This is a genomic window from Cupriavidus cauae (assembly GCF_008632125.1).
Taxonomy (GTDB): domain Bacteria; phylum Pseudomonadota; class Gammaproteobacteria; order Burkholderiales; family Burkholderiaceae; genus Cupriavidus; species Cupriavidus cauae.
This window is the reverse complement of sequence record NZ_VWRN01000038.1, coordinates 1-22,513: the sequence shown is the minus strand read 5'-3', so window position 1 is coordinate 22,513 and position 22,513 is coordinate 1. Positions and strand designations below refer to the sequence as shown.

Sequence of the window (22,513 nt, the reverse complement as noted above, 5' to 3'; positions counted from 1 at the left end):
TCGGGGCTGGCGAGGCGCTTAGACGCCCGCCCGCTCGCCCATCACGTAGACGCTGTCGATCACCCGATCGTCGCCCAGCATCGCAAACGCGAACAGCTGCTCCTCGAGCGTTTCCGAGCGCGCGCTGCGGCGGCCCAGCAGCGGCGTGGCGTCGGGGTCGAGCACGATGAAGTCGGCCTCGTTGCCCGGCGCGAAGCTGCCGACGCGGTCGCCCCAGCCCAGCGCATCGGCCGGCGCGCGCGTGGCAAGGTAGAACATCCGCAGCGCGGTCAGGTGGTAGCCGCCCATCCGGGCGACCTTGTGCGCGGCGTTCATCGTGCGCAGCATCGAGAACGAGGTGCCGCCGCCGACGTCGGTGGCCAGCGTCAGATTGAGCCGATGCGCGTCCGACTGGTGGAAGTCGTACAGGCCACTGCCGAGGAACAGGTTCGAGGTCGGGCAGTGCGCCACGGCCGCGCCGGTATCGGCGAGCCGGCGGCGATCGTCGTCATCCAGATGGATCGCATGGCCGTAGAACGCGCCCGGGCGCAGCAGGCCGTATCGATCGTAGACGTCCAGATAGCTGCGCGCCTGCGGGAACAGCTCGGCGACCCATTTGACCTCGTCGCGGTTCTCGGCCACGTGGGTCTGGATCAGCGCGTCGGGGTAGGCGCGCGCCAGCTCGCCGCAGGCTGCCAGCTGCGCCTCCGTCGAGGTCGGCGCGAAGCGCGGCGTGATCGCATAGGACAGCCGCCCCTTGCCATGCCAGCGCGACAGCAGGTCGGCCGATTCGCGCGCGCCGGACTCGGCGGTGTCGCGCAGGAAGTCCGGGCAATGGCGGTCCATCAGCACCTTGCCCGTCGCCAGCCGCAGATTGCGGCGATGGCTCTCGGCGAACAGCGCGTCAGCCGAGGTCGCATGCACGGTGCTCCAGACCAGCGCGCTGGTGGTGCCGTTGCGCAGCAGCTCGTCGGCGAAGAAGCTGGCCACCGCGGCGGCGTATTCGGGCTCGGCGAAGCGGCGCTCCTCGGGGAACGTGTACGTGTCCAGCCAGTGCAGCAGGCCCGGCGACGGCGACGCGATCATGTCGGTCTGCGGGTAGTGCACGTGCGTATCGATAAAGCCCGGCACGATCAGCTTGCCGCGATGGTCGATCACCTCGGTGCCGGGGGCGATCGACGGCGCCAGCTCGGCGTAGGGGCCGGCCGCGGCGATGCGGCCGTCGGCGACCAGCAGCACACCGTCTTCCCAATACTGATACGCGTCATCATGGAATTGCGGGTCGCGCTGGAAATGCAGCACGCGGCCGCGGATGGCGCGGGTGGTACCGGTCGGGGAAGAGGAGCTGGTGGTCTGGTTCATGGTCGTGGGGTCAAGGGGACCGGCGCGCAGGCGCCGGCCGATGTTGCGCCGGTCACGGCCGCAACGGCATCAAGCCGTCGCAGTGCGCGCCGGCTCCGGGGGACTGGCCGATTGCCAGAAGCGGTCGACCTCGGTCAGGTATTCGGCCTTCAGGGCCGGCCGCAGGAAGCTCGCCTCGAAACTGTTGCGTGCGAGGCGGTGCGCGTCGGCGGCATCGAGCGGCAACGCCTCGAAGGTCGCTTCCCAGTTGGCGTTCATATAGCCGCCGAAATAGGCCGGGTCGTCCGAATGGATCGTCACCGCGACGCCGGCGTCGAGCAGCTTCTTCAGCGAATGGTCGCGCAGGTCCGGATAGACCTTGAGCTTCTGGTTCGACAGCGGGCAGACCGTCAGCGCGATGCGCTCGCGCGCCAGCCGCTCGACCAGCGCCGGATCGTCGATCGCGCGCACGCCGTGGTCGATCCGCTCGACCTGCAGGATGTCGAGCGCGTCGCGGACATAATCGGCCGGGCCTTCCTCGCCGGCATGGGCCACGCGATGCAGGCCCAGCTCGCGCGCGCGGGCGAACACCCGCGCGAACTTCTCGGGCGGATTGCCGCGCTCCGACGAATCGAGGCCGACGCCGACGAAGCGGTCGCGATAGGGCAGCGCGGCTTCCAGCGTGGCGAACGCGTCTTCCTCCGACAGATGCCGCAGGAAGCAGAGGATCATGCTGCTGGAGAAGTCGTACTGTGTCCGGGCCTGCGCGAGCGCGTCCGCGATGCCGTCGATCACGATCTCGATGTCCACGCCTCGCGCGGTATGCGTCTGCGGATCGAAGAAGATTTCCGCGTGGCGCACGTTGTCGGCGACGGCGCGCTCGACGTACGCCATCGTCATGTCGAAGAAGTCTTCCTCGGTCAGCAGCACGCTGGCGCCGGCATAGTAGATGTCGAGGAAGGACTGCAGGTCCGTGAACGCATAGGCGGCGCGCAGCGCCTCGACGCTGGAGTAGGGCAGCTTGACCTGGTTGCGCTGCGCCAGCCGGAAGATCAGCTCGGGCTCGAGCGTTCCTTCGATGTGCACATGCAGTTCGGCCTTGGGAGTGCGGCGGATGCGTTCCGCGAGCGCGGCGTCGAGCGTCATGGGGGATCCTTTTTTGCTATGCCGGCATGCTGCTCTTGGTCGAGCAGAGGGCCGGCGCGGTTACCGGTGGGCGGGGCCGCCGCTGTTGCTGTCGCTTTCGCTGGCGCGCTCGCCCGGTTGCCCGCCGTCCCGCTGCATGGCCGGTGCGTCGGAGCGCAGCGCGGCCAGGCGCTGGTCGCGCACTTGCAGCAGCTGGGCGACGATGGCAACTGCAATCATAGCCGGAGCCTTGTCGGTGATGCCCGCGACGCCGATCGGGCAGGTCATCCGCGTAAAGGCGGCCGGGTCGATGCCATGCTCGACCATCCGGTGTTCGAAGCGGGCCCGCTTGGTCTTCGAGCCGATCAGCCCGAAGTACGCGAAGTCGGTGCGCCGCAGGATCCGTTCGCACAGCGCCTGGTCCAGCGCGTGGCTGTGCGTCATCACCAGGAAGTAGCTGCCGGGCGGCGCGTGGTCGACCACCGCCTCGGCCGTGTCGGTGGCCTCGGCCACCACGTTGCCGGGCAGGCCGCCCGGAAACAGCGTGTCGCGCTCGTCGACCCAATGCACCGTGCACGGCAGCGTGCCGAGCACCTTGACCAGCGCATGGCCGACGTGGCCGGCACCGAACAGCACCACGTGCATCTCGTCCGGCGCCAGCAGGTCGGTCCAGCTGCCGTCCTCGTGCAGCGTGACGGCGGGCAGCGTCGGCAACGGCGTGCGGTCGATGGCATGACGGACCGGGCCGGCGGCCGGCACCGTGCGCGTCACGGTGCGGCGCGCGGCGAAGGCCGCCTCCACCGCGTCCAGCCATTCCAGATCGGCCGGTCCCAGCCGCTCGAAGCCGAGCTGCACTACGCCGCCGCAGCACTGGCCCAGCGCGGGCCCGAGCGGAATCCGCACGACGCGGCGCGTGGCATCGGGTGCGACCGAGGAGGCCTCGCCGCGCGCGGCCGCATCGAGCATCTCGCGCGCGATCGCCATGCCACGCCATTCCAGATGGCCGCCGCCGATGGTGCCGATCAGGTCGTCGCCGGTCACCAGCATGCGGATGCCGGGCTCGCGCGGCGCGGAGCCCTTGACCTCGACGATGGTGACCATCGCCACCGGCACGCCGGCGCGCACCAGCGCGGCGGCGTCGGCGAAGCGGAAGGGCTTGAGCGGGGCGTCCTGCATGATCGCGTTCAATGTTTCGCCTGGCGCCACTCAGGCAGCCGCCTGACGCACGGCATCGGCCGCGTTCAGGATCGCCTCGGCGGTCGCCGGCGCATCGAGCGGCGGGTTGATGCGGTAGCCGCCCAGGCTGGCAACGGCATCGCGGATCGCGAAGAACACCGAGAACGGCAGCAGCAGCGGCGGCTCGCCGACCGCCTTCGAGCGGTGGATGCTGTCCTCGGCGTTGCGGTTCTCGAACAGCCGCACGTTGAACACTTCGGGGCAGTCGTTGACGGTCGGGATCTTGTAGGTCGACGGCGCATGCGTCATCAGCTTGCCGTCCTTGTTCCACCACAGCTCCTCGGTGGTCAGCCAGCCCATGCCCTGGATGAAGCCGCCTTCGACCTGGCCGATATCGATTGCCGGATTCAGCGAGCGGCCGACGTCGTGCAGCACGTCGGCGCGCAGCAGCCGGAATTCCCCGGTCAGCGTGTCGACCAGCACTTCGGAGCAGGCGGCGCCGTAGGCGTAGTAGTAGAACGGCCGGCCCTGCAGCTTGCTCTGGTCCCAATGCAGTTTGGGCGTCGCGTAGAAACCGTCTGACCACAGCTGCACGCGGGCCACATAGGCCTGGCGCGCCAGCTCGTCGAAGCGCAGGCGCAGCTCGCCGGCCACCACCAGGTCGTCGCCGAAGCGCACGGTGGACGGATCGACGCCGGCCTGGCGCGCGGCGAAGGCGGCCAGCCGCTCGCGGATCTGGCGCGCCGCGTCCTGCGCGGCCTTGCCGTTCAGGTCGGTGCCGGTCGAGGCGGCCGTCGCCGAGGTGTTGGCGACCTTGCTGGTGTCGGTCGCGGTCACGCGCACGCGTTCGAGCCGGATGCCCAGTTCATGCGCGACCACCATCGCCACCTTGGTGTTCAGCCCTTGGCCCATCTCGGTGCCGCCGTGATTGACCAGCACCGAACCGTCGTTATAGACGTGCACCAGCGCGCCCGCCTGGTTGAAGTGGGCGACGTTGAACGAGATGCCGAACTTGACCGGCGTGATCGCGATGCCCTTCTTCAGCACCGGGCTGGCCGCGTTGAACGCCCGCGTGGCCTCGCGCCGGGCGCGGTAGTCGCTGCTGGCCTCGAGCTGGTCGAGCAGTTCGTGGATGACGTTGTCCTCGACGGTCTGGCCGTAGGGCGTCACGTTGCGCTCGGTCTTGCCGTACAGGTTGTCGCGGCGCACGTCGAGGGCATCGCGGCCCACGGTACGCGCGATATTGTCGAGGATGTACTCCATCGCGAACGCGCCCTGCGGTCCGCCGAAGCCGCGGAAGGCGGTATTGCTCTGCGTGTTGGTCTTGCCGCAGTAGCCGTCGATCTGCACGTGCGGCAGCCAGTAGGCGTTGTCGAAATGGCAGATCGCGCGGGTCATCACCGGGCCCGACAGGTCGGCCGAGAAGCCGGCGCGCGACACCATTTCCACCGCGACCGCCTCGATGCGGCCCTGCGGGTCGTGGCCGACCTCGTAGTCGAACACGAAGTCGTGGCGCTTGCCGGTGATCATCATGTCGTCGTCGCGGTCCGGACGCAGCTTGACCGGGCACATCAGCTTCCACGCGGCCAGCGCCGCGCAGCAGGCGAACAGCGCGGACTGCGATTCCTTGCCGCCGAAGCCGCCGCCCATGCGCCGGCATTCGACCAGCACCTGGTGCACCTGCCAGCCCAGCACGTGGGCGACCGCGTGCTGCATCTCGGTCGGATGCTGGGTCGAACACCAGACGTGCATGCCGTCGTTTTCCTTCGGCACCGCATAGGCGATCTGGCCTTCCAGATAGAACTGCTCCTGGCCGCCGAGGCGGATATGGCCCTTGTCGCGATGCGCGGCCTTGCCCAGATGCTCGCGCGGCTGGCCGCGCTCCAGATGCATGGGCGGGAGCACGTAGCTGCCGGCCTCGTGCGCGGCTTGCGGCGACAGGATCGGCGGCAGGTCTTCGTAATCGATCGCGGCCAGGCGCGCCGCGCGGCGCGCGGCATCGTGCGAGGAGGCCACCACGACGAAGATCGGCTGGCCGACGAACTGCACCGTGTCGCTCGCCAGGATCGGATCGTCGTGGATGATCGGGCCGCAGTCATTGACGCCGGGGATGTCCTTCGCGGTCAGCACCGCGACGACGCCGGGCGCGGCGCGCACCTTGTCGAGCGCGATCGAGCGGATGCGGGCATGGGCGCGGGCGCTCATGCCGAGCGCGGCGTGCAGCGTGCCGGCGAGTTCGGGGATGTCGTCGGTATAGGTCGCCGTGCCGGCCACATGCAGATGCGCGGACTCGTGCGGGCGCGACACGCCGATCTGCGGCGGCGCCTCGGCGGCGATATGCGCGGCGAGGTCGCGGCCGCTGAAGTCCGCCGTCGCGGGGGCACCGCCGTCGGCGGCACCGGTGTCGAGCAGGAAGGCCTCGGTTTGCTTGTTCATGCCGATCGCTCCTCTTCTTAAACGGTGGCCGCGGTGGCCGCGGAGGCGGGCACGCTGCCCGCGCCCGGCGCCCGTACGTTGACGGCCGCGGCCGGCAGCGCATCGTCGCGCGTCTCCAGCCAGAAGCGGTACAGCAGATTCGCGGCGCCGCGCGCGCGGTATTCGGCGGTGGCGCGCATGTCGGTCAGCGGCGTGTAGTCCCGCGACAGCGCGGCCATCGCGCCCTTGACGGTGGCTTCGTCCCAGCGCTGGCCGAGCAGCGCGGCTTCGGCCTGGGCCGCGCGCTTGGGCGTGGCCGCCATGCCGCCGAAGGCGATGCGGGCCTGGCGCACCACGCCGTCGGCGACGGTGATGCCGAAGGCGGCGCAGACCGCGGAAATGTCCTCGTCAAAACGTTTGGACAGCTTGTAGGTACGGAAGTGCTGGGGCCCGGACACCGGCACGCGCAGCGCCGCGACGAACTCGCCCTCGGCCATCGCGGTCTTCTGGTAGGCCAGGTACAGGTCCTCGAGCGGCAGCGTGCGGCGCGTGTCGCGATGCTGCAGCACGACCTCGGCGCCGAGCGCGATCAGCGCCGGCATCGAGTCGCCGATCGGCGAGCCGTTGGCGATATTGCCGCCGAGCGTGCCGGCGTTGCGGATCGGCAGCGAGGCGAAGCGTTTCCACAGCTCTTCCAGCTCGGGATGGGCGTCGGTCAGCGCGGCGTAGGCCCGCTCCAGCGAGACGGCGGCGCCGATCTCGATGACGCCGTCGTGCTCGACGACCTGCTGCAGGTCCTCGACCTGGCCCACATAGAGCAGATTGCCCAGCTCGCGGAACTGCTTGGTGACCCACAGCCCCACGTCGGTGCTGCCGGCCAGGATGCGGGCCGACGGCTCCGCCGCCTTCAGCGCGGCGAAGGCCGACGCGGTGCGCGGCGCATGGAAGACGGCGCCCGACGGGTCGCGATAGTGGAAGGTGTCCTCGCGCATCAGCGTGCGCAGCGCGGTGGCGATCGCCTTCGGCTCGAGCCGGCTGGCGTGCGGGGCGGGCAGCGACATCATGCGCTGGCCCGCCTCGATGATCGGGCGGTAGCCGGTGCAGCGGCACAGGTTGCCGGTCAGCGCGTCGCAGATGGTCTGGCGGTCCGGCGCGGGTCCGCCCGGCTGGTGCTGCTGGTACAGCGCCCACAGCGACATCACGAAGCCCGGCGTGCAGAAGCCGCATTGCGAGCCGTGGCATTCGACCATCGCTTCCTGCACCGGATGCAGCGAGCCGTCGGCCTGGCGCAGGTCCTCGACCGTGATCAGCGCCTTGCCGTCGAGCGTGGGCAGGAACTGGATGCAGGAGTTGACGGCCTTGAAGCTCAGTTCGCCATCCTGCTGCAGTTCGCCGATCACCACGGTGCAGGCGCCGCAGTCGCCTTCGGCGCAGCCTTCCTTGGTGCCGGTGCAACGCGCGTCCTCGCGCAGGTATTGCAGCACGGTGCGGGTGATCGGGGCATCGGTGACCTGCTGAACCTGGCCGCGATGGTAGAAGCGGATGGGTTGTGTCTCCATGGTCGTTTTATCTCCTTGCGATGGGGACAAACATAGCACTCGCGCCGAGTAGCAATATTCGGCCCAGGTGATATGCCCCATCATGACGCGCACGCCGCCCGCGGGCCTCGCCGCCGCGCCCCGCGACTGCGCTGCAGTGCACAGATTTGCGGGGATTCCGCGGGTTTGCGCCGAATTGACCGCTGCCAGGGTGACTGGCATACACTATGCGCCGATCCTTATCCCCACGCCACCGGCCCGCAGGCTTATCAGGCCGGACGAATTCACCATGCACGGACGCGACCATCTGGACACCTATCTGCTTCGGGTATTGCATACCCTGCTGACCGAGCAGAGCGTCACGCGCACGGCGGTGCGGATGGGGCAATCGCAGCCGGCCATCAGCAATACGCTCAAGCGGCTGCGCGAGATCACCGGCGACGCGATCCTGGTGCGCGGCAAGAGCGGCATGGTGCCGACCGAACGCGGCCGCGAGCTGCTGGAACTGGCCGAACAGAGCCTGGCGGCGATGGACCGCATCGCGCGGCCGCCGCAGCAGTTCGATCCGGCCACCACCGACCGCACCTTCCATCTGGGCGCGCCCGATTATCTGGACGCCTTCTTCCTGCCCAATATCGTCGAGCGGGTGCGCCGGCTGGCGCCGGGCGCGAAGCTGTTCGTCCATCCGCTGACCAGCGCCACGGACTTTCTGGAGGAGCTCGAGCAGGGCAAGCTCGACATCGTAATCGGCAACTGGCTGTCGCCGCCCGAGCATCTGCATATCTCGCCGCTGTTCGAGGACGAGGTGGTCTGCATGCTCGGCGCCCAGCATCCGCTGGCGAAGAAGGGGCTGTCGCTGAAGCACTACCTGGAGATGCCGCATCTGGCGCCGGCGCCGTATGCGTCGATGCAGCGGAGCATGATCGACCAGGCGCTGGCGGAGCAGGGCTACAAGCGCCGCATCCAGGTCACGCTGCCGTATTTCGGGCTGGTGCCCTATGTGTTGATGAAGACCGACATGGTCTTTACCACCGGCCGGCAGTTCGCCGCGCACTATGCGCAATACCTGCCGATCCGGATGGTGCCGGCGCCGGTGTCGTTCCCGCGCATGCGCTTCTACCAGCTATGGCACGAGCGCTGCCACGCCGCGCCGGACGTGCTGTGGCTGCGCCGGATGATCGCCGAGGTCGCGGCCGACCTGCCGCTGCTGCCGCGGCTGGAGATGGCGGCCGAGCCCTGACGAGGAACGCGGCGGCCGCCGGCGCAGGCCGGGGATTGGCGCTCAGGAGCCGGTCTTGTAGCTCGGGAAGAACAGCTGCTCGCCGTCGACCTTGTAGCTGGCGATGGCGTCCTGCCCGGCCTTCGAGGTGATCCACTCGATCAGCTTGCGCGCATCGGCGTAGTTGATGCCGGGATGCCGGGCCGGATTGACCGCGATGATGCCGTAGGGGTTGAACATCTTCGGATCGCCCTGCACCGCGATCGCCAGGCCCGTCTTGGCGCGATAGGCGCCGTAGGTGGCGCGATCGGACAGCGTGTAGCCGGGCATCTGCGCCGCCATCGTCAGCACCTCGCCCATGCCGAGCCCGGCGTTGACGTACCAGGACTGGCCCTTGGGCTCGATGCCGGCCGCCTTCCAGTACGACTTCTCCATCAGGTCGGTGCCCGAGTTGTCGCCGCGCGAGATGAACCTGGCACCGCTGGCGGCGATCTTGCGAAAGCCGGCAATCACGTCCTTGCTGCCCGCAATTCTGGCCGGGTCCGCCGCCGGGCCGACCACGATGAAGTCGTTGTACATCACGTCGCGCCGGTCGATGCCGTGGCCCGCCGCGACGAAGGCGTCTTCCATCTTGCGCGCGTGCACCAGCAGCACGTCGACGTCGCCCATCTCGCCCATCTTCATCGCCTTGCCCGAACCGACCGCGATCACCTTGACCGTGACGCCGGTGTCGCGCTCGAAGCGCGGCAACAGCGTCTTCAGCAGGCCGGAGTTTTCGGTGCTGGTGGTGGTCGCCAGCTTCAGTTCGCCGCCGAAGGCGGCGCCGGTGCCGAGCAGCGCGGCGGCGGACAGCAGGGCGGCGGCCAGGCGCGGCAGAGCGCGGCCGGCGCGGAATGGGCGGAATGGGCGAAATGGGTGGGAGGGGACGGTCAGGCCGGATGAGGCGGAGTGGCGACCCGGACGGGCAAACGGCATGTCGGAATTCCTCTTGTTATGTTTATCTGAACATAATTGCATGCGCCCATCCGCTTCGGTGACAATGCGCGACATCCGAAGCTTCCGCTAATCTGCGCAAGCTTGTACGGGCGCCATGATTGTCTCGGCACTCCAAGAACAAAGTAAATAAGAACAGCGGAACATATGACATTCCATTTCGAACTGTTTCCGGTGGTATCGACGGACGACAACCCGCGTGCCAACGGCAAGGTGTTCCTGCTGCTGCAGGCGGTGCGCGAGACCGGTTCGTTGCATCGCGCCGCCGCCAAGGTCGGGCTGTCGTACCGGCATGCCTGGGGCGTGATGCGCGACTGGGAGGCGCTGCTCGGGCGCAGCATGCTCGATATGGAACGCGGCCGCGGCGCCTCGCTGACCCGCTTCGGCGAGCGCCTGCTGCGGGCCGAGGTCAAGCTGCGCGAGGCGGTCGATCCGGCGGTGCGCAAGGCGCTGGCCGAATTCGCCGCGGAGCTGGACGATGCCGCCCGGCCGCAGACGCGCATCCATTTCTCCGGCAGCCACGACCCGGCGATGGAGGTGCTGGCGGCGGCGCTGAAGGAGCAGCCCGAGGGCCTGCAGCTCGATACCGTGTTCTGCGGCAGCGTCGAGGGCCTGATCTGCCTGCACGAGCGGCAGGCCGAGCTGGCGGGCTTCTATGTCGCGCCGATCCAGACCGCCGGATCGGTCGCGCACGTGACGCTGCGCAAATGGCTGCGCCCGTCCGCGGTGCGGCTGATCCCCGTGGCCTCGCGCGAGCAGGGCCTGATCGTCGCGCCGTCGCGGGCGCGCGAGATCCGGGAACTGCGCGACCTGGTGCGCACGCAGGCGCGCTTCGTCAACCGGCAGCGCAGCTCGGGCACGCGGCTGCTGTTCGACCAGCTGCTGGCGGCGCAGGGCCTGTATGCCGACCAGGTCGCCGGCTACGACCAGCCCGAGTTCAGCAACGAAAAGGTCGCCGAGGCCGTGCATGCCGGCCGCGCCGAGGTCGGCTTCGGCCTGCGCGTCAACGCCGAGGCGCACGGGCTGGCCTTCGTGCCGCTGACGCGCGAGGTCTACTATCTGGCGCTGCGCAAGGCCGACCAGTTCGCGCCGTGGGCCCACGCGCTGCTGGCGCTGCTGGCCGATCCGGCGATCGGCGCCCGCATCACCGCGCTGCCGGGCTATGCTCTGGCCGAGCAGCGCGGCCTGCTGGCACCAGAGCAGGTGCTGCCCTGGTACGGGGTGGACGGGCGGGAGTAGGGGCAGCTCACAGACCATTGGTCTTCTCCCTTTCCCGCCAGGCGGGAGAGGGGAGCAGGGTTGAGCCTTGGCGCGAGCCGCGCCGGGCAGGCCAGGACGGGCCCGGAGGGGCGCGGATCAGGCCCGTATTACACTGCGCCCATGGCCGGCGCCGCCGGCCGCGACTCTGCGAGGGCGTCCCGATGCTGGAAACCGCCGCGCTGGCCGCGGGCATGTCCTGGGCCAGCGGCTTTCGTCTCTATCTGGCCGTGCTGGCCGCCGGCGTGCTGGCCCGCATGGGCTGGCTCGATCTGCCGGCGGGTTTGCAGCCGCTGGCGTCCAACTGGGTGATCGGTGTGGCCGCGGTGCTGGCGCTGGCCGAGTTCATCGCCGACAAGGTGCCGGGCTTCGATTCGGTCTGGGACGGCTTCCATACCTTCGTCCGCATTCCCGCCGGCGCGATCCTGGCGGCCGCCGCCTTCGGCAATCTCGATCCGCAGTGGATGGTGATCGCCGGCCTGATCGGCGGCACGCTGGCCGGCACCGCGCACGCGGCCAAGGCCGGCACCCGCGCGCTGATCAATGTGTCGCCGGAACCCTTTTCGAATTGGGCGGCCTCATTCACCGAGGATGTGACCGCCACCGGCAGCCTGCTGCTGGCGTTCTTCCTGCCGGTGCTGTTCTTCGTGCTGCTGGCGATCAGCCTGCTGCTCGCGTTGTGGCTGCTGCCCAAGCTGTGGCGCGGCGTGCGCAAGCTGCATGGCGCGCTGACCCGCAAGGGCGGGCCGCCCGCCGCGTACTGACCGGGAACGGCGCCATCGCCGGCGCCATCCGCGCCAGCAAGGCGAATATCCGGAATATCCGCCGAATACCCCGAGTACCCGCCGAATACGCCGAATACGCCGAAACACTCGAATACGCCGAACACCGAATACCCGACCACGACATCATGCCGACCGATTCCGCCGCGGACTCCGCCGCCCCTGCGCTAGTACGCCCCGTCGCCGTTCCCCATGCCCGGACCCGTTTCTCGCCCTGGGCGCAGGCGTGGCGGATGGCGCGGCGCGACTGGCGCGCCGGCGAGTTGACGTTGCTGCTGTTCGCGCTGGTGCTGGCGGTGGCCGCGCTGGCCAGCGTCGGCTTCCTGTCCGACCGGATGCGGCAGGGGCTGGAGCGCGACGCCCGCCAACTGATCGGCGCCGACGTGCTGCTGGTCGCCGACCAGCCCTTCGATCCGGCCTTTGCGGCGCAGGCGGCGGCACAGGGCCTGACCGTCGCGCAGACGGTGACCTTTCCGAGCATGGCGACCGTGGCGAGCCCGGGCGGCGCTGCGAGCGGCACCACGGCCGGTGCCACCGACGGCGCCACCAAGGCCGCCACCAACGGCGCCACCGGGCAGATCGCCAATGGCGCGAACGGTGCCGGGCGCGCGGACAACGGAAATGCCGCCCAGCCCGGCGCCGCCACGGCCGAGGGCGCCGCGCCGGCCGAGGCCGATGCACCGGCCAGCCAGCTCGCCGCGCTGAAAGCCGTCAGCCCCGGCTACCCCTTGCGCGGCACGCTGAAGACCGCCACCGCGCCCGGCGCTCCCGGCGAGCCGGCCGGTGGCATCCCGGCGCCCGGCACGGTATGGGTCGACGAGGCCCTGCTCGGCGGGCTCGGCGTGCAGGTCGGCGACACGCTGCGGCTGGGCAGCCGCAGCTTCCGCATCGAACGGATCATCACGCAGGAGCTCGACCGAGGCGGCGGCTTCATGAACTTTGCGCCGCGCGTGATGCTGCCGCTGTCCGATCTCGAGGCGACCGGCCTGATCGGCTGGGGCAGCCGCGTCAGCTACCGGCTGCTGGTGGCGGGGCCGGAGGCGGCCGGCGTGGCCTATCGCCAGTGGGCGGAGGGGGAGATCGAACGGCGTGGGCTGCGCAATACCCGCGTCGAGTCGCTGGACTCGGGCCAGCCGCAGATGCGGGCGACGCTGGACCGGGCCGAGCGCTTCCTGTCGCTGGTCGCGGTGCTGTCGTCGATGATCGCCGCGGTGGCGATCGCGATGTCGGCGCGCCGCTATATGCAGCGCCATACCGACGCCTGCGCCATCTACAAGTGCCTGGGGCTGTCGCGCAGGGAGATCCTGCTGGCCTTCGGGCTTGAATTCCTGCTGGTCGGCGTGCTCGGCGCGGCGCTGGGCGTCGTGCTCGGCTATCTCGGCCATTACGGGTTGCTGCTGTCGCTCGGCAACCTGCTGACCGTGTCGCTGCCGCAGCCGTCCGCGCTGCCGGCGGTGATCGGCCTGCTGTCCGGGCTGGTGCTGCTGATCGGCTTTGCCTTGCCGCCGCTGCTGGCGCTGACGCGGGTCGCGCCGCTGCGCGTGCTGCGCCGCGACGTCGGCATGCCGCCGATCTCGGTGTGGATCGCCTATGCGCTGGGCCTGGGCGCCTTCGTCTCGCTGCTGCTGGTGGCCGCGCGCGACCTCAAGCTCGGCCTGCTGACCGCGGGCGGCTTTGCCGGCGCCGGCGTGGTGTTCGCGCTGCTGGCGCTGGGCCTGCTGACGCTGCTGGCGCGGCTGGTGCGCGGGCGCCTGGTCGGCGGCAAGGCGGCCGGACGTGCGGTGGGATGGCGCTTCGCGCTGGCCGTGCTGGAACGCCGCCGCGCGGTCACGGTGCTGCAGACCGTGGCGCTGGCGGTCGGCCTGATGGCGCTGCTGCTGCTCGGCATGACGCGCAACGACCTGATCGATTCGTGGCGCAACGCCACTCCGGCCGACGCGCCCAACCGCTTCATCATCAATATCCAGCCGGACCAGCGCGAGCCGCTGCGGCAGATGCTGGCGCGCGACGGCATCGACGATCTGCTCTATCCGATGGTGCGCGGCCGGCTGACGCATATCGGCGGCGAGCCGGTGCAGGCCTCGCGCTACGAGGAGGGCCGCGCGCGCAATCTGGTCGAGCGCGAATTCAACCTGTCCTATACCGATGCGCTGCCCGAGGGCAACCGCGTGGTGGCGGGCCGCTGGTTCGACGGCAAGCGGCCCGAGGCGTCGATGGAGGAGGGCATCGCCAGGACGCTGGGCGTGAAGCTGGGCGATACGTTGCGCTTCGACGTGGCGGGCCAGCAGATCGAGGCGCCGGTGACCTCGCTGCGCAAGCTCGACTGGAGCTCGATGCGGGTCAATTTCTTCGTGATCCTGCCGCCGTCGATGATGCAGGGGCTGCCGGAGACCTATATCACCGCCTTCCACCTGAAGCCCCAGCAGGCGTCGCTCGGCAATGCGCTGAGCGCGCGCTTTCCCAACATCACGATCGTCAATACCGAGCTGATCCTGCGGCAGGTGCAGGGCGTGCTGGATCAGGTCATTGCGGCGGTGCAGTTCCTGTTCGCTTTCACGCTGGCGGCCGGCGTGACCGTGCTGTATGCCGCGCTGGCGGGCGCGCGCGACGAACGCCGTCGCGACGCCGGGCTGCTGAAGGCGCTGGGCGCCTCGGCGGCGACCATCAAGCAGACGCAGTACGCCGAATTCCTGGTGGTCGGCGGGCTGGCCGGGCTGCTGGCCAGCATCGGCGCGATCGCGGTCGGCTGGGCGCTGTCGCGCTTCGTGTTCGACTTCTCCTATGTGCTCAATCCGTGGATCGTGCCGGTCGGCGTGGTTTCTGGCATGCTGTGCGCTTTTGCCGGCGGCTGGCTGGGCCTGCGCGACGTGCTGCGCCAGCCGGCACTCGCGACGCTGCGCGAGGCTTGAAGGGCTGACAGGGCTGACAGGGCTCAGAGGGCTCGGAGGGCTCGGAGGGCTCGGAGGGCTCGGAGGGCTCGAAGGGCTCGGAGGGCTCGGAGGGCTCGGAGGGCTCGGAGGGCTCGGAGGGCTCGGAGGGCTCGAAGGGCTCGGAGGGCTCGGAGGGCTCGAAGGCCATGAAGCGGCGCCATCGCCGGCAAACCGACTCCGTTGATTCGAACCGCAATGTCCGACGTATCCCGGCAGACTGCCGACACCCCCAACGCTGCCGACGAGCAGACCCCACAGCCCACCGCCTACGATCTGATCGGCGGCGAGGCGCGCGTGCGCGAGCTGGTCGACCGCTTCTATGACCTGATGGACCTGGAGCCGGAGTTCGCCGGCCTGCGCGCGCTGCATCCGCCCTCGCTGGACGGCTCGCGCGACAAGCTGTTCTGGTTCCTGTGCGGCTGGCTGGGCGGTCCCAACCATTTCATCGAACGCTTCGGCCATCCGCGCCTGCGCGCGCGCCATCTGCCGTTCGAGATCGGCATCAGCGAGCGCGACCAGTGGATGCGCTGCATGGCGATGGCGATGCAGGACGTGGGCCTGTCCGAGGATCTGCAGATGCGGCTGCTGCAGGCGCTGTTCCAGACGGCCGACTGGATGCGCAACGTGGCGCGGTGATACGACGGCAGCAAGGAGAAACGATGGACCACATCAATCACAACAACCTCGCCGCCCGCATCCTGGCGTTCTGGTTCGGCACGCCCGACTCGGCCGACTGGGATCGCGAGGGGGCGATGTGGTTCACCCGCAGCGAGGCCTTCGATGCGCGCGTGCGGGAAGAATTTTTGCCCGCATGGGAAGCCGCGCATGCGGGCACCGATGGCTGGTCGTCGTTCGTCGAGAACACCGCCGAAGTGGCGCCGGAAACCGTCTGCGCGCGCATCGTGCTGCTTGACCAGTTCCCGCGCAACATGTTCCGCGGCGATCCGCGCAGCTTTGCCACCGATGCGCAGGCGCTGGCGCTGGCCCGGGGGATGGTCGAGCGCGGCGACGATCGCTGCCTGCCGACGCCGTATCACCGCATGTTCTGCTATATGCCGTTCGAGCATGCCGAAGCGCTGGACGCCCAGCACGCGGCGGTCGAGCTGATGACCGCGCTGCGCGAGGACACCGCGGGGCGGGTCGATGTCGTCGAATGGGCCGAGCGGCACCGCGTGGTAATCGAACGCTTCGGCCGCTTCCCGCATCGCAATGCGGTGCTGGGCCGGCCCAGTACCGACGAGGAAGTGGCCTTCCTGCGGCAGCCGGGATCCTCGTTCTGAGTTCCGATTCTGGCGTTCTGAAGTTTCGAAGTTCCGAAGTCCTGACGCTAATACGCAGCGCGCGTCGTTACGCGCCCGCTGGCGAAACCGAAACGGCGTTCAGGTCTTGTCCCGCGCCTGCTGCCACTTGTCGACGCGCAGCTGCGGCACGTTGGCCAGCGACTCGATGATGCCGTCCGGGGTGTCGGCCACGCGCAGCAGGCCGGCATGTTCCGGCTTCAGGAAGCCTTCGCCCACCGCATGGCGCAGGAAGCCGAGCATGCCGTCATAGAAGCCCGCGACATTGAGCACGCCGACCGGCTTGGCGTGATAGCCCAGCTGCAGCCAGGTGAAGGTCTCGAACAGTTCCTCGTAGGTGCCGATGCCGCCGGGCATCGCGACGAAGGCGTCGGCGCGGTCGGCCATCATCTGCTTGCGCTCGTGCATGTTGCGCACGACGTGCAGCTCGGTCAGACCGGCGTGGCCGATCTCCTTGTGCATCAGCGCCTCGGGAATGATGCCGATCGCGGTGCCACCGTGTTCGAGCACCGCATCGGCGACCATCCCCATCAGGCCCACCTTGCCACCGCCGTAGACCAGCGCCAGGCCCTTGTCGGCCAGCGCGCGGCCCATCGCGCGCGCCGCCTGCGCGTATTCCGGGCGATTGCCGGGGCTCGAACCGCAATAGACGCAAACCGATTTCACTGCTTTCCTTCCTGTCGTGGTTTGGGGTGGGAGGGCGACGGCGCACCGGCCTTGCCCGATGGCTCCGCCTGCGCCTTGCCGGCGGCGAACTCGCGCGCGAGCTGATCGAAGGCCTGGCGCGCGTTGCCGCGCAGATAGGGCGCGAGGATCGAGAAGATGTGGTAGCTGGCGCTGTGCAGGTAGCCGCGGATCTGCTCGGGATCGTTGTACTGGCGCGGGTGCTGCACGAACTGGAACGACAGCCAGTAGGTCGCCACCACGACGATGTTGGTGCAGATCGCGTCGACCTGCTCGGGCGTGGCTTCCATCTCGCCGTCGTCGAGGAACTGGCGGCAGATCTCCTGCGCGAAGCGCTTCTTCTGCTCGACGATGCGCTTGAAGTTGGTCTCCAGCATCCGGTTGCGGGCCAGGAGGTCGTTGATGTCCCGGTACAGGAAGCGATAGTTCCACAGGAACTCGGACATGTACTGCAGATAGCCCCAGCTTTCGCCGAGCGTCGGCTTGTGGTCGTCCGGCAGCTTCAGCCGGCGCTCCATTTCCTGCTCGAAGCGCGCGAAGATCGACGTGATGATGTCGTCCTTGTTGCGGAAGTGGTAGTACAGGTTGCCGGGGCTGATGTCCATCGCCTCGGCGATGGTGGTGGTGGTCACGTTGGGCTCGCCGACCTCGTTGAACAGGCGCAGCGAGACATCGAGGATGCGGTCCCGCGTGCGGCGGGGACCGGTCTGGGGTTTGGATTCCATGAGGCCGGGCAAGCTAGGACAGGCGCGGGCCGCAAACGGACGGACCGGCGCGCTGCGAATGGACGGACTGCGATTATATGCAATGGCATCGCAGGCGGCCCCACGGCACCATGCCGCTGCGGTCCACTCAGCCGCCCAGCCGCCCAGCCGGTCAGCTGCTCAGCCGATCAGCCGATCAGCCGATCAGCCGATCAGCCGATCAGCGCGCGCAGCCAGCCCACCACATGCGGGGCGGCGATCGCCAGCCAGGTGCCGCCGCACAGCACCAGCGCCAGCATCACCGCCGCGCTGCCGAAATCCTTGGCGCGCTTGGACAGCCCGTGCCGCTCCAGCGAGATGCGGTCGACCGCGGCCTCGACGCTCGAATTGAGCAGCTCGACGATCAGCACCAGCAGCAGCGTGCCCAGCAGCAGGATCCGCTCGACCACGGTCACGGGCAGCAGGAAGGCCAGCGGCGTCAGCACCGCGACCAGCGTCAGCTCCTGCCGGAACGCGCTTTCCTCGAGCACCGCATAGCGCAGGCCCGACAGCGAATTGACCGCGGCTCGCCAGGCGCGGGCGATGCCGCGGTTGCCCTTGTGGGGGTTGTCTTCAATCGTGTAGTCGCCGTTCTCGCGGGGCAAGGTCGGCTTCGGCACGGAGTTGTCGGAGGGAAGAGGGGGTTTCGCCATGATCTTGTCGGGGGCGCGCGGTCTGGCCGTGGCCGTTCGGCATGCCGTGCAGCGGTCGCAGATGCGCGAGGAACTGTTCGGACGCGGCGCGCCACGAAAAGCGTTCGGCGTGCGCGCGTGCGGTGGCACGGTCGATGCGCAGCGCTTCGAGGCAGGCCTCGCGCAAATCCTCGTGCATCACGCCGGCGTCGCTGTCGCCCAGCACATCGATCGGACCGGTGACCGGATAGGCCGCGACCGGCAGGCCGCTGGCCAGCGCTTCGAGCAGCACCAGGCCAAAGGTATCGGTGCGGCTCGGGAACACGAAGACATCGGCCGAAGCATACACCTTGGCAAGCTCGGGCTGGCTCAGCACGCCCAGGTAATTGGCGTTCGGATAGCGCGCCCGCAGCGCCGGCAGCGCGGGGCCGTCACCGACGACCCACTTCGAGCCGGGCAGATCCAGCGCGAGGAAGGCCTCGACGTTCTTCTCGACCGCGACGCGGCCGACGTAGAGAAAGATCGGGTGGGCGGTGTTCAGCACGTTGACCGACTGCGGCACGAACACATCGAGATCGACGCCGCGCGTCCACAGCACCGCATGCTCGATGCCGAAGCGGTGCAGGTCCTGCAGCACCACCGGCGTCGGCGCCATCACCGCCTGCGCGGGACCGTGGAACCAGCGCAGGAAGCGGTAGGTCCAGGCCAGCGGAATGCCGAAGCGCGCCTGCACGTATTCCGGAAAGCGGGTGTGATACGCGGTGGTGAACGGGAGCTTCTGGCGCACCGCGTGACGGCGCGCAGCGAGGCCGAGCGGGCCCTCGGTGGCGATATGCAACGCGTCCGGCGCGAACTCGCGGATGCGCCGGCGCACCGCCGCGCCGGGCAGCAGCGACAGGCGGATCTCGGGGTAGGTCGGGCAGGGCACCGTGCGGAATTCGAGCGGCGTCAGCAGCTCGACGGTATGGCCCATCGCCTGCAGCTCGCGGCGGGTCGACTTCAGCGTGCGAACCACGCCGTTGACCTGCGGTTCCCAGGCATCGGTGACGATCAGGATTTTCATGGTGTGTCCTTGCGGCGGCGCCGCGGTATCGGTTGCCCAGCAGCGATCGATCGGCATGCGGCGCGGCGCTACACCGTCGCCGCGCTCTTGCGCATGCGGCGCGCGACGGGCTGCGCAGGGTCGCGCAGCGTGGTCCAGTAGACGATCTTCAGCTCGCCCTCCATGGTCTCGACCAGCGCCGACAGGCTTTCGACCCAGTCGCCGTCGTTGCAGTAGAGCTGGCCGTCGACCTCGCGGATCTCGGCCTTGTGGATATGGCCGCAGACCACGCCGTCGCAGCCGCGCCGGCGCGCTTCCTCGACCATCGCGTGTTCGAACGAGCTGATGTAGTTGACCGCGTTCTTGACCTGGTGCTTCAGGTATTGCGACAGCGACCAGTAGGGAAAGCCCAGCCGCGCGCGGATGCGGTTGAAATGCCGGTTCAGCGCGAGGATCAGCGTGTAGAGCGTGTCGCCCAGATAGGCGAGCCAGCGCGCGTGCTGCACCACGCCGTCGAACAGGTCGCCATGCACGACCCACAGGCGCCGGCCGGTCGCGGTCACGTGCACCGCTTCCTCGCGCACCACCACATCGCCGAAGGCCAGGCCGTCGAACTGGCGCGCGACCTCGTCGTGGTTGCCGGGTACGTAGATGACCTCGGTGCCCTTGCGCGCCTTGCGCAGCAGCTTCTGCACGACGTCGTTGTGGCTCTGCGGCCAGTACCAGCCGCGCCGCAGCTGCCAGCCGTCGATGATGTCGCCGACCAGGTACAGCGTGTCGGACTCGTTGTGCTTGAGGAAGTCGAGCAGGTAGTCGGCCTGGCAGCCCGGCGTGCCCAGATGGATGTCTGACAGCCAGATCGCGCGGTAGCGCTCGACTTCAGGCGGATCTGCGGAGGGGACGGAGGCCGGAACCGGGTCGCGCCGGTCCTGGTGGTTCAGGCGGTCGGTATCGGCGGGGAAGGCGGTGGTCGGCGCACGGTCCAGGCCGGGCGGCATGAAGGCGGCTGGCATGCCGGGAATGGCGGCCAGCGGCAGCATCGGGTCGGAGCGTCCGCGCAGTCGCTGCGCGGCGCGGGCCAGATGTGCCCGGGCGGAACGGAGTGCACTGACCATGGCGGCCCCGGTGACGGCGATGACTGCATTGAGCCAGCCATCGATGACGGCGCCATGACGGAAACATGAATGACATGTGACCGACCGTAAAGGCGGTCGGCGGTTCGCCGTCGGCCGTTAGCGATCAGCGATCAGCGATCAGCGGTAAGCGGTAAGCGGTAAGCGGTCCGCGGTCCGCGGTCGACGGGGGGCGAGCGGCGATGCCCACGGAAATCGATCGGTCAGAAGTTGGCCGCTCAGGAAGCGACCGATCAGGGCGAGACCGCTCAGGAAGCGGCCGGAGCCGCGGCGTGCGCGAGCCGGTCCAGCGCCGACAGCACCGCGTCGAACGCGCGCGGGTCGCGCAGCAGCGAGACATGGCCGATGCCGGCCAGCGCGACGTTGTGGGCGCCGTCGAGCCAGCTGGTTTCGGCCGGGCCGGCGATCGAATCGTGCCAGCTGAAGATCGACACCATCGCGGCGCGATCGCGCGGGCTTTCGCTGCGCGCGAGCGCCTGCAGCCAGTCGTTGCCGCAGCGCATCTGGCGCGCATTGGCGCCGCTGCCGATGCTGGCCAGCGTGCAGCCGTGATGCGGCGTGCCGAGCGTGACGATGCCCGCGCAGGCGGCCGGGCGTCCCTCGCGGCGGGCGCGGGCCAGCGCCGCGCGGGCGGCGAGTCCGCCCATGCTGTGGCACAGCAGCAGCGGGGCGCTGCCGGCGCTGCGGTTCAGCGTCTCGATCGCGGCCAGCAGCGCGTCGCCATAGTCGTCGATATCGGCCAGCATCGGCTCGAGGTCGATCGCCTCGCAGCGATAGCCGGCCGCCGCCAGCGCCGGCTGCAGGTCGAGCCAGACCGCGCGATTGCAGCCGTAGCCGTGCACCAGCAGCACCGGCGGGCGCACCGCCGCGGCATCCGGCGTCGCTGGTACCAGCGGCTGGCGATGGCGGAAGGGCTGCAGCCAGTTGAACATGCGGAACACCGCGATGCATTCGCGCAGATAGCAGAGCAGGGCCCGCCCCGGACCGAGGCGCGCGGCGGCGCGATGCGCCTGCAGCGCTGGCGGCAGCGTCGGCATGCCGGCGCCGAACGCACCGGTGCCGCCCACCGAGATCGCGAAGGCCATCGCCACCGACAGCGCGAACAGCACCAGCACCGTGGCGATGCCGCCGGCCAGCGCCGCCGGCCAGCTCCAGCCGGCCAGCCGCACCAGCGCGAGCGCGACGCCGTACGCACCGCCGAGCTGCATCGCCACGGCGATGCGGCGCACCGCGGTGGCGGTCAGTTTCATGGCTGGCGCGGCGGCCGCAGGTCGACCAGCCGCGAGCCGGCCAGGCGGTCGTGCAGGAACTGGCGGCGCCGATCGAGGAAGGCCAGCAATAGCCAGATCGCCAGGCCGCACGCCAGCACGCCGACGAAGGGCCCCTTGACCAGGCCCAGCGCATGGCCGACTGCCGCCGACGGCGGCAGCCACAGCCAGGCCAGCAGATAGCGCAGCGCCGCGCGCGGCCAGCGCAGCGGCTGGCCGTCGGCGCCCTCGACGCGGATGCGCCAGGTCTGCATCGGCAGGGTCTGGCCGGTGCGCTGCCAGAACCAGGTGAAATAGAAGCCCATCACCAGGAAGCTCCACAGCTGCATGGTCAGCGGCGTATCGACGCGCAGTTCGCGCAGCAGCGGCCGGGCCAGCAGATAGAGCGCGGTGGAGGCGCTCAGCACCCCGAACAGCAGCACGCCTTCGTACAGCATGCAGGCGACGCGGCGGCGGATGGTGGGCGCCGCCGGCGTGGGCTGCTTCGAGGCGTGCATCGAGGCGTGCGCCGCGGCCTGCATGGGAGCCTGCCGCGCGGCGGTCGGCTCGGTGCGGGGTTCGGCGGCGTCAGTGGCGGGCTTGGCGGACATGGGCTGGCATGGACAGAGTCGGGGCGAGGCGCGGACGAACGCGGTGCGCCGGCGTGATGGGCAGCGGCATTATGCCAAACGCGTCGCCGTGCGCTGCATTGGGCGGCGCGGCGGCGGTGCGTGGGATGGAGCGGGAGCGGTGGGGGGCCGTCGCGTGGCCGCGGCGGACGACGTGGGTGGATCAGTTGCCGCGAGAGAAGGTGTCGGTGGTCGCGGGCGGCGTGGTTTCGGCGACGGGCACCGAGGCCGCCGCCGCGCCGCTGGCTGCGTCGGCGGGGACGCTCGCGCTGGCTGCCGCCACGTTGGCACCACTGGCCGGGGCGACGCCCGGCACCAGCGCCGCGGAGGCGGAGAGCACCGCGGCAGCG

The 22,513-nt window shown here is 69.7% G+C and carries 19 protein-coding genes and 1 pseudogene; 6 read left to right on the top strand and 14 right to left on the bottom strand.

Annotated features, from left to right (window positions below; translation table 11 throughout):
* Nucleotides 1–18 precede the first annotated feature (18 nt).
* The 5 genes from guaD to xdhA all read right to left on the bottom strand — a co-directional run bounded on the left by guaD (nucleotide 19) and on the right by xdhA (nucleotide 7,595).
* Complete coding sequence (gene guaD / locus F1599_RS15195; RefSeq protein ID WP_150083625.1) at nucleotides 19–1,341, bottom strand: guanine deaminase; 1,323 nt, start codon at nucleotides 1,339–1,341, stop codon at nucleotides 19–21.
* Nucleotides 1,342–1,410: 69 nt separating this feature from the next.
* Nucleotides 1,411–2,466 carry an adenosine deaminase gene (locus tag F1599_RS15190; protein ID WP_150083624.1) on the bottom strand — a complete coding sequence of 352 codons (1,056 nt, stop codon included), beginning with the start codon at nucleotides 2,464–2,466 and terminating at the stop codon, nucleotides 1,411–1,413.
* Between the two features lie 60 nt (nucleotides 2,467–2,526).
* Entirely contained in the window at nucleotides 2,527–3,621 is a 1,095-nt protein-coding gene (gene xdhC / locus F1599_RS15185) for a xanthine dehydrogenase accessory protein XdhC (RefSeq protein WP_150083633.1), read from the bottom strand.
* Nucleotides 3,622–3,651: 30 nt separating this feature from the next.
* Nucleotides 3,652–6,057, bottom strand: coding sequence for a xanthine dehydrogenase molybdopterin binding subunit (xdhB, locus tag F1599_RS15180; protein WP_150083622.1), 2,406 nt, complete (start codon nucleotides 6,055–6,057; stop codon nucleotides 3,652–3,654).
* Between the two features lie 17 nt (nucleotides 6,058–6,074).
* On the bottom strand, nucleotides 6,075–7,595 hold the full coding sequence (xdhA, locus tag F1599_RS15175) for a xanthine dehydrogenase small subunit (protein ID WP_150083621.1): 1,521 nt from the start codon (nucleotides 7,593–7,595) through the stop codon (nucleotides 6,075–6,077).
* Between the two features lie 268 nt (nucleotides 7,596–7,863).
* Between xdhA and F1599_RS15170 the strand changes: the two genes are divergently transcribed.
* Nucleotides 7,864–8,814 (top strand): LysR substrate-binding domain-containing protein, encoded by a 951-nt coding sequence (locus F1599_RS15170; protein ID WP_149319408.1) that lies wholly within the window; start codon nucleotides 7,864–7,866, stop codon nucleotides 8,812–8,814.
* 42 nt (nucleotides 8,815–8,856) lie between these two features.
* Here the strand turns inward: F1599_RS15170 and F1599_RS15165 are convergent, their stop codons facing one another.
* Nucleotides 8,857–9,768, bottom strand: a complete 912-nt coding sequence (locus F1599_RS15165) for a substrate-binding domain-containing protein (protein WP_150083619.1) — start codon at nucleotides 9,766–9,768, stop codon at nucleotides 8,857–8,859.
* 165 nt (nucleotides 9,769–9,933) lie between these two features.
* Here F1599_RS15165 and F1599_RS15160 point away from each other — a divergent pair, with 165 nt between their 5' ends.
* From F1599_RS15160 to F1599_RS15130, 5 genes are all read left to right on the top strand, one after another.
* Nucleotides 9,934–11,025, top strand: coding sequence for a substrate-binding domain-containing protein (locus tag F1599_RS15160; protein ID WP_149319406.1), 1,092 nt, complete (start codon nucleotides 9,934–9,936; stop codon nucleotides 11,023–11,025).
* A 182-nt stretch (nucleotides 11,026–11,207) separates the two neighbouring features.
* Complete coding sequence (locus tag F1599_RS15155; protein WP_149319405.1) at nucleotides 11,208–11,807, top strand: DUF4126 domain-containing protein; 600 nt, start codon at nucleotides 11,208–11,210, stop codon at nucleotides 11,805–11,807.
* A gap of 146 nt (nucleotides 11,808–11,953) precedes the next feature.
* The gene (locus F1599_RS15145; protein ID WP_395895966.1) at nucleotides 11,954–14,734 is read left to right on the top strand and encodes an ABC transporter permease; all 2,781 of its coding nucleotides are present in this window, start codon (nucleotides 11,954–11,956) and stop codon (nucleotides 14,732–14,734) included.
* A gap of 216 nt (nucleotides 14,735–14,950) precedes the next feature.
* Nucleotides 14,951–15,391, top strand: a complete 441-nt coding sequence (locus F1599_RS15135; protein WP_223819663.1) for a group II truncated hemoglobin — start codon at nucleotides 14,951–14,953, stop codon at nucleotides 15,389–15,391.
* Between the two features lie 23 nt (nucleotides 15,392–15,414).
* Nucleotides 15,415–16,035, top strand: a complete 621-nt coding sequence (locus F1599_RS15130; protein WP_150083618.1) for a DUF924 family protein — start codon at nucleotides 15,415–15,417, stop codon at nucleotides 16,033–16,035.
* 99 nt (nucleotides 16,036–16,134) lie between these two features.
* Here the strand turns inward: F1599_RS15130 and F1599_RS15125 are convergent, their stop codons facing one another.
* From F1599_RS15125 to F1599_RS25875, 8 genes and pseudogenes are all read right to left on the bottom strand, one after another.
* Nucleotides 16,135–16,719, bottom strand: coding sequence for an LOG family protein (locus F1599_RS15125; RefSeq protein ID WP_149319403.1), 585 nt, complete (start codon nucleotides 16,717–16,719; stop codon nucleotides 16,135–16,137).
* Complete coding sequence (locus F1599_RS15120) at nucleotides 16,716–17,462, bottom strand: TetR/AcrR family transcriptional regulator (RefSeq protein WP_149319402.1); 747 nt, start codon at nucleotides 17,460–17,462, stop codon at nucleotides 16,716–16,718. Before F1599_RS15120 ends, F1599_RS15125 begins: the two co-directional genes overlap by 4 nt.
* A gap of 191 nt (nucleotides 17,463–17,653) precedes the next feature.
* A complete protein-coding gene (locus F1599_RS15115; protein WP_149319401.1) occupies nucleotides 17,654–18,133 on the bottom strand; it encodes a diacylglycerol kinase in 480 nt (159 codons plus the stop codon).
* Nucleotides 18,054–19,175 carry a glycosyltransferase family 4 protein gene (locus F1599_RS15110; protein ID WP_149319400.1) on the bottom strand — a complete coding sequence of 374 codons (1,122 nt, stop codon included), beginning with the start codon at nucleotides 19,173–19,175 and terminating at the stop codon, nucleotides 18,054–18,056. The genes F1599_RS15115 and F1599_RS15110 overlap by 80 nt, the downstream gene beginning before the upstream one ends.
* A gap of 68 nt (nucleotides 19,176–19,243) precedes the next feature.
* A complete protein-coding gene (locus F1599_RS15105) occupies nucleotides 19,244–20,269 on the bottom strand; it encodes a UDP-2,3-diacylglucosamine diphosphatase (RefSeq protein ID WP_150083616.1) in 1,026 nt (341 codons plus the stop codon).
* Nucleotides 20,270–20,535: 266 nt separating this feature from the next.
* Complete coding sequence (locus F1599_RS15100) at nucleotides 20,536–21,537, bottom strand: esterase/lipase family protein (protein WP_150083615.1); 1,002 nt, start codon at nucleotides 21,535–21,537, stop codon at nucleotides 20,536–20,538.
* Nucleotides 21,534–22,076: an RDD family protein gene (locus tag F1599_RS15095; RefSeq protein ID WP_395895976.1), complete on the bottom strand. Its 543-nt coding sequence runs from the start codon at nucleotides 22,074–22,076 to the stop codon at nucleotides 21,534–21,536. Before F1599_RS15095 ends, F1599_RS15100 begins: the two co-directional genes overlap by 4 nt.
* 250 nt (nucleotides 22,077–22,326) lie before the next feature.
* Nucleotides 22,327–22,513: pseudogene (locus F1599_RS25875) on the bottom strand (hypothetical protein); the annotation flags it as partial.